Annotated in this window: 7 protein-coding genes; 1 reads left to right on the top strand and 6 read right to left on the bottom strand. The window is 44.4% G+C overall.

The window, feature by feature from the left end; all coding sequences use genetic code 11:
* The 5 genes from L0M98_RS17655 to L0M98_RS17635 are packed head-to-tail and all read right to left on the bottom strand — an operon-like array spanning position 1 to position 6087.
* Complete coding sequence (locus tag L0M98_RS17655; protein WP_186975904.1) at positions 1 to 1071, bottom strand: hypothetical protein; 1071 nt, start codon at positions 1069 to 1071, stop codon at positions 1 to 3.
* A complete protein-coding gene (locus L0M98_RS17650) occupies positions 1068 to 2075 on the bottom strand; it encodes a FimB/Mfa2 family fimbrial subunit (RefSeq protein ID WP_227217108.1) in 1008 nt (335 codons plus the stop codon). The genes L0M98_RS17655 and L0M98_RS17650 overlap by 4 nt, the downstream gene beginning before the upstream one ends.
* An 8-nt stretch (positions 2076 to 2083) precedes the next feature.
* Positions 2084 to 4069, bottom strand: a complete 1986-nt coding sequence (locus tag L0M98_RS17645; protein ID WP_227217109.1) for an Mfa1 family fimbria major subunit — start codon at positions 4067 to 4069, stop codon at positions 2084 to 2086.
* A 9-nt stretch (positions 4070 to 4078) separates the two neighbouring features.
* Positions 4079 to 5491 carry a DUF3868 domain-containing protein gene (locus tag L0M98_RS17640; protein WP_227217110.1) on the bottom strand — a complete coding sequence of 471 codons (1413 nt, stop codon included), beginning with the start codon at positions 5489 to 5491 and terminating at the stop codon, positions 4079 to 4081.
* An 11-nt stretch (positions 5492 to 5502) separates the two neighbouring features.
* Positions 5503 to 6087, bottom strand: a complete 585-nt coding sequence (locus L0M98_RS17635) for a DUF3575 domain-containing protein (protein ID WP_227217111.1) — start codon at positions 6085 to 6087, stop codon at positions 5503 to 5505.
* A 534-nt stretch (positions 6088 to 6621) separates the two neighbouring features.
* Between L0M98_RS17635 and L0M98_RS17630 the strand changes: the two genes are divergently transcribed.
* Positions 6622 to 9732, top strand: a complete 3111-nt coding sequence (locus L0M98_RS17630; RefSeq protein WP_227217112.1) for a response regulator — start codon at positions 6622 to 6624, stop codon at positions 9730 to 9732.
* Between the two features lie 81 nt (positions 9733 to 9813).
* On the opposite strand, the gene L0M98_RS17625 is transcribed toward L0M98_RS17630, so the two are convergent.
* Positions 9814 to 12114 carry a Gldg family protein gene (locus tag L0M98_RS17625; RefSeq protein ID WP_227217113.1) on the bottom strand — a complete coding sequence of 767 codons (2301 nt, stop codon included), beginning with the start codon at positions 12112 to 12114 and terminating at the stop codon, positions 9814 to 9816.
* Between the last annotated feature and the right edge of the window lie 11 nt (positions 12115 to 12125).

The raw sequence follows: 12125 nt of genomic DNA, 5'->3' as shown, positions 1-12125 counted from the left end.
TCAGTTTATCCCGAAACCCGGTTCGAGTTCAACTTCTCTATAAGGTTCAACATTTACCTCGAACTCTAAATTCTTGTTATTAATCGTGATATTAACCACGACATGCGTGTTTCTCGGGAGTTTTCGAGGTAAATTTTCGAGAACCCCTTCCATGTTGGCTCCGTTCACCTTGATTCCCACGGAATACGCTCCCTCGTGTTTTCCCTCCAGCAAATAAATAGGCTTCAAAGCGACCTCTTTATTAACAGGTAAAGAAATCTCAAGCCCCTCTTGTTTGTAATCGTATTCTTTGGCAAACGAAGGTATATCATAAGTTTGTATCGCTAAATATTTATTGCCATCAATTTCCTCGTTCTCGTATTTCGCGTTACGCGGCAAGTAATACTCCTTGTCCATCATATTTTTGATAGTCAATTCGGTTAATTTGCTATCTTTCGAACCTTTATTCGTGATTCGGAACGAGAATTTCACGGCACTCCTCGTCACGAAAAGCTCACACTCATGATCCTTTTTGGGTACATACACCCAATGACATTCGCTCATAGGCAAAGCCCCCTCCAATTGCCCGGAAGGCATGTCCAACCGGACAGTCAATTCGGAAATCTCTTCTGTCGGGAATACTGACCCAACTGCCATGCTTTCAAGAAAACTTGTTAAAGAAACCGATTCATCGCTATCTCCATGACCGACCTTGATTTTCTCGTTATCCTCGTTCACGAAAAGGTAAATCTGTTTCCATTCCTTGCTAACCACCTTCAAACGTTCGCTCAAGCGTTCATTCATTACGGCTGGCTGAGAAAGATTCATAAGGCCATTTTTCTCGACTATACCATTCTCTCGCACCACGACAACACGCAACTTTTGCATCTTCTCGTCATCATTTGCAGGCCCTGCATCTTCCTTAACACCACGAGCCAAGGTTTGAGCCACGTCGGATAACGCCACACTGATATCGAGATTCACTAGAACCTCTTCCCCGGCATCTTCCTTCGTATCCCGACTACACCCTCCTGCTAACAAGGATGCCGTTAACCACAATATGATAACATACGCAACCTTTTTCATTATCATATCTCTGCATCATTGATTCTAACCGTCCAATCATTAATCTTTATCTTCGTTTTCAGCCACGTGTGATCCTCATCAAGAAAAAACAGCATCGACCACTCGCTCCTTCGGTCCAAGAACTCCTGTTTGTCCATATCTTTATGAAACTCGCTCCTGAACAAAAGCAAGTAATTGTTCAACGGGATGTTTACCACTTCCTCGCCATCCTTCCGGCGAATCACGAGTTTCGGGCTATTTTTAAGCATCAGCCGTGAAGTCGAAAACTCCGCATACGCCTCGATAACCTCCTTGCTTCCCTCCATCACTCCCGTCGAAGCTTGTCCTCGAGCCCAAGGGGTATACGTCTCGACCCCGTTCGGGATCAAATCGTTATCACAAGCAAACAAGGTGTTATCATCCGTGATCTCGAAATCAAAATCCTTGTCATCTACCGGCTCTCCGTTCATCTGTTGCAACACGATACGGATATTGTTGGTGTTCTTCATCATCTCTACCACGCCCTCTTGATACAAGTCGGCAGTGGCAAGCGTTAGCTGCCCCCAGTACATATCGTGCAACTTTTTCCGGTCGGGATTCGTCAAACAATCCACATCCATCTTTGCCCGCACATCGCTATACTTGCACCCCGATTCCGGTGTCCGTACCATGGAAAAAGAACTTTTCCCGCAAGCTATCCCCCCGTAAGCCACGAAACGATAATTCCCCGGTTCGAGGTCCAACGTCATCCGAAAACCCTCGTCACGCAGTTCCGGTCCTGTCACCACACGGGTACCCACGTGATTGCCTTCCTCGTCATATATATAAAGTGTCAAGCAATCCACCTTCTTGGGGAAAGCATTGGCAAACTCCATGTTGTAGTCGTAGATAAAACGAAGCGATACCCCGTGTGCGCATGGATCAAGATCTTCATATATTTTCTCGCACGAAGAGAAGGCAAAGTTCATCGATGCGACACAGAGCGTCGCACCGATGATTCTTGAAACTATATTTCGTTTTCTACTTTGCATGTCGTTTCTTAAAATTCTATATTATTTACACGAACTACCCAAGGCAACACCTCAACGGAAAGCGTCAGGTAAACATCGCCTTTTTCGTCAGGATCTTCCGGGTCAACAGGGTCAGGATCGTTATCCGAAATACGCGGGTGACCAAGACGATCAATTTTAGTAACAGCAAGCTTATATACATTGTTACGTACCACGGCAAACTCCATTGGCCCCATTTCTCCTGCCTTCTCATTATCATTATGACGGTTCCAGTAAAAATAATAGCAATAATACCCGGGGATCTTAGTCGTTTCGTCTATACTAGACTGATAAATTGTAAACAAAGATCTTACTGCTGCAGCTCTAAAACTTTCCCAATATTCAGGCTTACCTATATTTGATTGATTCTCATGCCATTGTGCCCACAAGTAATCTGGACTATCCATATTGTCACTATACTTAGCAGGTGTTTCAACCTCCCCAGCAGCATTCAATACCTCTGCCTTAACATCGCCTGCCTTTTCGGGATCTCCAAATACGGCTTTATAAAATTCTTGACTAGCATCCGGTTGTAAAGCTGCCTTGCGAACCTCCTTCCAAGTTACGTAAATATTTGTCAAATACGTGTAAAGGATATCATCTGTCATAGATTCTCCCTTAACATTATTAATAGCTTTGACTAAAGAAGAAGTTTCATCCGCACCATCGGGAACAACCATTTTACCTTTAAAAACAATCCCGGTAGAGATTCCTTGCTTTTGATTGCCTGTTTCCCCGGGAATCGTGTTTTCGGTTACGTAACGCCAAATTTTATACTCTTTATCCTTATAATTATCGTCTTCTGCGGTAGGAGCTAATATTTTAGCTATTTCATATACAGCCCACTGTTTACGAGCCTCTTGGTCAATTTTCCATATTCCCCCATCCACATTACCAAGACAATAATTAAAATGATCTCCATAAGAATTTATATCAATAGTCCCGTTCTTGTAGTCGGCATCCGTGTCAACCACGTAATTATTTGATGTTTCCACACCACAAATAGTACCGGCACCCAATCCGTCGTTAGACACCCGACGCAAATAGTAGAACTCTTTACTCATATTTACCAATGCAATCTTCTGCAATTGGATTTGCATAATAGTGTTACCATCCTTCTTTACAACATCATAGGTATTAGCATCTGTTTCAGTAGAGCTTCCGTCTCTAAAATCAAAACGAGCGACAGAACGCTCCACCTTGATTGCCCCGGACTCACTATTATTAACCTCCTTGTCTGTGCCATAATTATTCCATCCGGATAAATCGAAAGCGGTAGTTTCGGATGCATAATCTTTCCAATCTTCCATGTTTTTAGGTAAAGTCTTTTCTGCTCTCATGGCATTAGACATCAAAAAACCACCTTTATGCTCTTTTCCACCCCAAACATCAGAATTCTCAGTCTCTACCTTCTCAGCCTCCACTGTTGCAATCTCATTTACCCAATCTGTTGACTCCAACGCTGCTTTCTTAATCTTGTTTTTTAAATCCTGCGTGGGGTTGCAGAACACGTAAACATGCACTTTAGCGTCTTTCAAATCTCCATTAGCATCTCCTTTTTTATCATAGTACGCTGCCAATTCCGATTTACTAATTTTTTTAGTCGTGTTGAAAGATGACGATTTCAATTCTTTAATAACATCTTTTTTATCCGTTTCTATAATACTATGAGCGATAAATTCGTTCTTAGTCGTTGCCAACACAAGCAACACCTCATCGACTCTATTCTCGTAGTCTTTCCCCTCTTCCGTCTTATCCGTACTGGTTACGTAATCACCTTTGTCGGGGGTGTCTGTTTTACTCCGAGCACCGATCCCTCCCCCGGCAGGAAGTTGTACCGAAACATTCATGTAAACGGCATCTTTAGATCCATTCAGATCCCCGTCTGAATCGTCACCTGTAAGGGTGTCATTGCTACACCCGGCGAACAGACCCATCACGAGAATGCTCGCGAAATAATTCCACATTTTTTTCATCTTTCCTTTTTATTTAAATTGGTCATTTTTTACTTCTTCTACTTGGCGCAAAGCATCTTCAGCCTCGGCTATGCCCTCTCGGGCTGCCTCGGCGAAAAACCTCATCGCCGTTTCATAATCTTTCAATAGTGCGGCATAGACCCCTCGGGCATAAACAACTTCCCCACGGTCACCCGCCTTATCCAAGTAACGAGTAGCTCCCTTCAAGTCGCCCTTCGCCATGGCGGCATTGGCAGCATTTAAGTTAGCGACCTCATCCCCCGGGAACATCCGCACCGCAATCTCGAAAGCCTCGTTGTACTCGTCACTGCCCGGCTCCAAACCTTGCGCAGCAATATACAACTCCCGAAGGCTCAATTTCTGCGGTTGTGTTTTCATGATTCGGCGTATCTCTTCAGCACTCGTGTAAGTACGTACCACGTATCGCACCACATAATCAGAATGCCGCAGACCGGGATACACGTTCTTCAGCAGGAACTGGTAATCCTCCGGATAAGTCGATTTTATCATCTTCTCTTTAGCATCCGGCTCCACACCGGAACGAATAAGCGCCAGTATCGCATCACGATTTCTCAAATTCGTGCTGTCCACGTAAGCCTCCAACCCCGCCCAATCTTCCGGCTCATAGGAAGTCAAGATCACGCTGTCCGGGAAGTGATACAACTCCCGTACGTACGTTTTCAATGTTGCCGTTCTTCCCTTGGCAAGACGGGTATTATTCGCGTAAGTACCCTCGGGCGAAGCGTATCCCTTGATGCTTAACGAAGTGATACGTATATCCGGATCATTCCGCACCACGTCTATCGTCTGCCTGATCTTCCGCAACTCCGACGGGTTATTCCGGTAATCCTCGTGAATCTCCGTGCGATTCACAGGGAAATCGATATAAGCGGAACCTTTCACCTCCCGCGTCTTCACCGTCTCCACCTCCGGGGGCAAGTACACGAACACCGGGGTATAAACCTTCGGTTCCATCCGCAACAAGGGTACCCGACTGTCCTCCCCTTCGCCACGGCAACCGCAAGCACTCTCGTCTATCACCAGCGTCGCCTTAGACATCCATCCCTCGAGCGGCAACGCGGCCCGATAACGAATCACTTTTGCCTGTCCGGCGCGTTCCAGCATATCCCCATCCGACACGGGAGTATTGCGCAAATGATAGAAATAACGGTTCCGTCCCGCCACTATCACAAAGGGTAACTGAACGCTATCCCGATCGCCTTTTAATACCGGAACAAAAAGCAATTCCCGGTTAGTGGCAATATCCAAAGCGGATACATCCAAATCCATCGAAACAAACAAGGCATTCTCTCCGCGCACCACGTCGAGATTCCTCACCACGACCTGCCCGTCGGCAAGTTTCTGCCCGCTCACGTTTGCCCCGAATAATATCAACATGATAAAACACCATATCTTTCTCATAACCGTCCTTTTTAAAACAAGTAAACCAAATTCAACGCCGCTTTTGTCGGTCCCACGTAATGATGCGACCGCCCTTTTGCCAATCTCGTCCCGCACTCGGCACAAGGGTACACGTCATAACGCGTGTAAATGTACCCCACACCGATTTCCGCCTCGAAATTCCAATGCTTGGAAAGTATCCACGAGTGACCGTAAGCTACCCCGGCACCTATAAACCAACCTTGATAACGCCGATCTGTCAACTTGGAGAAATCAGTCCCCAGAAAAGAGATGCTGTTTTTCAAGTTACCGATATTGTACTTTCCCCCTAACGCATGTGCACCTAGAAAATGTCCAGCGAAACGATCACAAAACCAGTAACGGACTTCCGGTTGCATCATCCAATGCTTCCACTTACGGTCACCCGATATAGTCCACCCGTTATAATTACCCGAAAGATCAAACGTCCACCTCGGGGCTAAACGAAACTCCATACCGGCATTAATCGTTGCCGTTGCATCATACAACAAGTTGCTCTTTACTGCCATCTTTTGGCATTTCGCTCCCGTGCTGAAAAAAAGCCCAAAAAGCAAAAACACGCAAATCTTTAAACTCATTTTTCCCATATTCAAGATTCATCGTAATTTATACACCCAACGTAAACCTCATCGAACTGCAATCCACTTTAACAAGGTATACTTAACAAAATAAATAACACCATTCAGCACCCATGTTAAACATCTATTTATCAATCAAATTAAACTCACAACTCGAATCGCATTAAACGATCGTTTTATGATACAAAATTAATACGTTCCTATGACAATGCAAAATTTTCATGTAATAATTTGGTACATACATGAATATAGATATTTTATAATTATTAAAACCACTTCTTTTAACCCCTTTTTTTTCAATCTCTTTTAACGATGGTTTAAAAATAGCCTTCCCAAAAACACAATTATATATCAGTCAATAATACTTCAATATAGGAATATTATTGAATAATAATGTTTTAACAAATCAAAAAACAACCTACTTTTTTTTGATCATCATTGCAGATTTTAATATTTTTGCAGACACATAAAATATCAAATTACGAGGATAGAAATTCTATACAATTTTACAAGCGAAGAAAATATATTGCCATAATGATACACGAAAAATCCTATCTTATTTCCAAGTGCGTGGTTATGCTATTTGCATACTTGGGATTTGCATCGGCGCTCATACCCCAAACAACAGAAGCCAAAGAGCAGCAACGTCTACTTATTATCAATTCCTATAACGAAGGAGCTCCATGGAGTCAGGAATTGATCACTCCTATCACAATGCAAACAGCCCAGACCGCAGGAGTGTCTGCCGAAATCATTCACATGAACGGCACGTTCATCCGTAACAAGACATTATTCAAACAGATGGAAGACGGCATTTTCACCCGTTTCGAAAATAAAAAACCTGACTATCTGGTACTAATCGGCAACATGGCTTTTACTTTAAGAGATCGTATCAAACAAGAATGGGGCGATATCCCGATGATATTAATCGGTAACGAGGATTCATTCGCACCGAACGAATATTATTACACGGGTGGCACACTAAATTTAATGGACTGTAAATTAACCCCGTTATCCCAAGTCAGAGAGCAATACAATTTCGCGTATATCGAGATACCGCTCCTATACGAACAAACCATCGATATGATGGTACAAATGCAGCCACAAATAAAGAAAATCGTTTTCATCGCGGACGAACTTTACACGAATCGTTATCTGGACAGACTTGTTCACGCGTATATTTTAGCAAAATACCCTACCCTCGAATACGAGTGGCTCGTGGGTAACGATCAAAACGCCGAACACTTGCAAGAATACTTGGTCAGCCGGGATCTGACAATCGGTTTACTTTTCTCCACTTGGTTCTATGAACGCAAAAACGTGCACGGCTTCCCCACGCTCATTTCCGGGGATACACGTATGATTTCCGCATCCCCCCATCCCGTTTTCGCCCTACGAAGTGCCTATCTTCAAGATGGTGTTCTTGGCGGTTATTTCCCCGAGCGAAAACAAACACAAGAAGCTCTTCCGGCACTTGTCATCAAAATGCTGGAAGGGAAATCCATGCGCAACATTCCTTTTATCTATTCTACAAAATCCCACCCCGTGGTCAACTACATTCAACTAGTCCAAGACCACCTTTCCATTGAAAATTGTCTGCCGGGAACAAAGTTTATCAACAAACCGAAAACCCTATGGCAACAATATAGCTGGCAGCTCATCATCAGTATCATTATCCTCGTGTCGCTGATTATTGTTGCCGTCTTGAACTCCTTGTTCCAACGCAAGAAACTCGCCCTCTTCAAGACACACAACATACTGGTACGCAACATGCCCATCTGTTACGCGCAAGCCGCCGTCAATTTCAATAAAGACCGTCACGTGACACGCTTGACTTACCATTCCACGAACGAGTCATTCAACACGCTAGCCAAGCAAAACACGGATAACGACCAGCAGCATCCGCTTTTCCCCGTGGAATATATTTCACCTTTCATCGAAACCGTCTTCCAAAAAGAAAGTTCGGTCACGTTCACGCATTATTTCAAACAAACCAACACTTTCTATGAATTCATCATTTGCCAGTCGGCAGAAGAAAACGTGATTGATATCTTCGGGCTGGATGTCACAAGCCGAAGCAAAGCAGAGAACGATTTAAGAGAATCGGCGAGAAAATTGGATATGACATTGAGCGTGGCACGTATTATCCCGTGGCGTTGGGATTTGAAAAATCACAAAATAGCCTGCGAGGTACAACGTGTACTGAGCCACATGAACTTCACCAAGCAGGAAGGCTCGACTCACTCGATACATATCATCGAAGAAAGCGAATACTTCCAAAGAATACACCCGGAGGACGTTGCCCGGGTAAAGCAAATACACCACGACTTTTTAAACGGGAAATTACAATACACCAAGGCAGAATTCCGCATTGTTTCTCAAAAAGCGGGCAAAGAACACATTGACTGGCTGGAAATCAACGCCGCCGTGTCCCAATGCGATAATACCGAGCACCCCACCGCTCTTATCGGCTCATTGCTATTAATTACCGAACGCAAAAAACAGGAACAGGCTCTTATCTCGGCAAGGGAAAAAGCGAAAGAATCCGACCGTCTGAAATCCGCATTCCTCGCCAACATGAGCCACGAGATACGCACGCCATTAAACGCTATCGTGGGATTCTCGAACCTGTTGACCACGACTGAAGACGAAGAACAGAAACAACAATTTATAGGAATCATCGAGAATAACAATCAATTACTGCTACAATTGATTAATGACGTGCTCGATTTGGCAAAAGTAGAATCAAACACGCTCGATTTCAATTACCAATCTACCAACTTGAATGAACTCATTCGTTCCGTGGAAAGCACCGTACGCCTACGAGTTCAGCCGGGGGTAATATTGAACTTCACTCTCGGGGCTGCCGATTGTTACATCCAAACAGAACCCAATCGTTTGTCCCAAGTATTGATAAACTTACTGACAAACGCCTGCAAATTTACCCCCAAAGGATGTATCACTTTCGGTTATGAACTGCAAGAGGATGAAATCCGTTTCTTCGTCCGCGACACTGGATTAGGCATATCACAAGAAGGACAAAAACGTATTTTCGAACGTTTCACCAAACTGAACGATTTCGCACAGGGAACCGGGCTCGGTCTCTCCATTTGCAAAAGCATCGTTGAAAAAATGTCAGGTCGTATTGGTGTAGAATCCGATGGTGAAGGCAAAGGCAGCACCTTCTGGTTCACCATCCCATACCTGACTGCCACTACCGAAGAAAGCAAACCTGTTATTATAGAAATACAGAAAGAATGCATAAAACAGAAAGATATCACAATACTGATAGCGGAAGACAATGAAAGCAATTATTTGCTGTTTCAATCTATTCTCGGCTCAAAATACAAACTTATCCACGCGTGGAACGGACAGGAAGCAGTTGAATTATACCAACAACACAAACCTCAAATCATCATCATGGATATCAATATGCCCAAAATGGATGGTTACGAAGCCACGCGAGAGATAAGGAAATTCTCTGATTCGGTTCCCATTATCGCCGTCACGGCATATGCTTTCGCCTCGGATAAGGAACGAATCATGAAAAACGGATTCAATAGTTATGTATCCAAACCCCTAAACGCGAATAAACTGATACAAGAACTCAAAACAGCACTAAATTCAAGTTTCACGCTGGTGTAAACACAACGAAAAAGGACTATTCAACCCTCCCCCGCAAACAGGGACAGTTGAATAGTCCTATACTTCATCTTGATACTTTAATTATCTCTTCTTCCTTCGATACCCGACAACAATACCACATACAATAAAGCACAAGGGGAAAACGCCCAAGAATCCGATTCTTACCCAAATCATGGAAGGTAATTCCATGGAAACGGAAGTATCCCGCGGATCGGGACGGCGGGTATTAATTGGGAATTCTCCGCCACTGAGCCAACGGAAAGATTCCGTGATCAGGGAGTAATTCGAAGCATCGATACCCTTGCGGAACATCATTAATTCTGCATTGCTGATACAATCGGCATCACCGAGGATTATGATTCTTTGTTCTTTACCGCCGCTTTGCCGATCTAACGCCAAGGCTGTCGGGTAAGCCTGTCCGACGATTCCTGTTCCGAGAGAAAGGGGGGCTTTCAGTTCAGACGCCCGTTGTACACTCGGTTCATTCCAACAACCGGAGTCTGCCGTGGTTAAAATCGGTTGCACCCGGAATCCTTTGTCGGTCGTGTAATCCAAACCGACCGCCCCCGGCATAGTAATTTTATTTTTCTTCTTCAACAATCTCTCGTAAGCGTACGTCATCTCCGCGGCGGCCTTTGTCACATCACATTGGATGAGGTCAACGTTAAAATCTTTCGTGGGTTGCACGAGCATTCCCGGCATAAAACGAACACCAAACGGTTCTACCAAGGGATTCATAACAGCCTGTCGACCGGGCTCTCCGGCAATAATCAGGTTTCCTCCTCTAGCAATATACTGGTCGAACGCTTGCTGTTCCTGCTCAGTGAAAGGAATCCGCATATCCGCAATCACGAGGATATCGACATCCACTGGAATAGTCCCTCCACGGGACAGATCAAGAGAAATAACATCGAATCCCTGATTAATCAAAGCGTAACGGAAAGTTTTGTTATTCGCAAAAGAGAAATAATCCCGGTCACCGACATTATTCACATCCCTTTCCCCGTGACCGGTGAGGAAAGCCACCTTGGGAGGTTTCACGATCAAACGTTTCATGGCAGCCGAAATTTCAGCTTCCCGGGGGAACACGAGTTGATCTTCGAAAAGTCGAAGGAAGACTTTCTCCCCGTTATCCAAAGTCAGTTGACGCACGAAACGGTACCCCTCGGGAGCCAAATCTATCTGTTTTTTAATCTCTTCCGGCGACAAAAACATATCGATATTCAATTTCTGAATGTCAGTGTATTTCATGGCAACTTCCCGGTCGCTCAATCCCGGATAACGAACACGGATATTTTCATTATCAAGCAAATAGTAATAGACATACTTCAATTCAATGTTCGATTTGAAGCGTATATATTGTTTGAAGTTCTCCATGTCACCTTTTACCCGTTCCGGCATCCCGTAGGTACTATTCACTCCCAACAGGTTCACGTAAGTAGTTATGGTTAGATCTCCCTTCATGTTTGCCAGTATATCTTGGCTGCCTTTCGTCAGAGTTTGCGTTTTGTCCGCCGTCATATCGTGATATAACAACCATCCCGGACGGGAAGTCAGATAGCCTGCAGCGACAACGACAGCTACCACGGCACAATATCTCCCGATGGAAACCCATCTGCTCCTTTTTGCCCGATGTCCCTCGATTTTCATGATCGAGAGTGTCAGGAAAAAAGCAATCACGATAACGAAATAAAGCAAATCTTCACTGCATACCAGACCATTGATAAATTGTGTCGCACGCCCTTTAATGGATAACCAATAGGTGATTTCCCGTACAAATTCTACACTCTGACCCACCTCTCCGATAAAGTTCAACACGATTAACACGGCCAGTGTTCCCATCGCCGCCACCACTTGGTAAGAGGTTTGGCACGACATATATAAACCGATAGACGCATAAGCACACATCAACAGGGATAAACCCAGCAAACCGGAAAAGAGTAAACCGAAATCATAGGAAGGTACGATACAAGCCACGAAAAGATTAATTACCAGCAGCACACCTACCAGCAACAAACCGTAAACCATCATCGAAATGAATTTACCCCAAACGATCTGCCCCGCCGTCACCGGAGAGGAGTACAACAATTTCACGGAACCACTTCCCAATTCCCGACTCATCAATCCCATGGTGAGAAGCGGGATGTAGAGATACAGATTCTGCTGGATCGCGGTGAACATTCCCGTCATCCCGGTCAACAATGCCGTCGTGATACTGTATTCTATCGGATCGCCCAGAAATTGTTGACGAAGAAAAGCTTGAAGCCACTGCACGCCACTACTACCCGCTTGAAAAACAAATATCACCAGTATAAACCACGCCACGGGTGAATAGAAAAGAGCTTTTAACTCGTTCCCCGCTATTTTTAATATTTTTCTCATACTCTAAAAAT

The sequence above is a fragment of the Butyricimonas sp. DFI.6.44 genome (assembly GCF_022132345.1).
GTDB classification, from domain to species: Bacteria; Bacteroidota; Bacteroidia; order Bacteroidales; family Marinifilaceae; genus Butyricimonas; species Butyricimonas muris.
The sequence above is the reverse complement of the archived record's forward strand: the minus strand, read 5'-3'. Positions and strand labels throughout refer to the sequence as shown.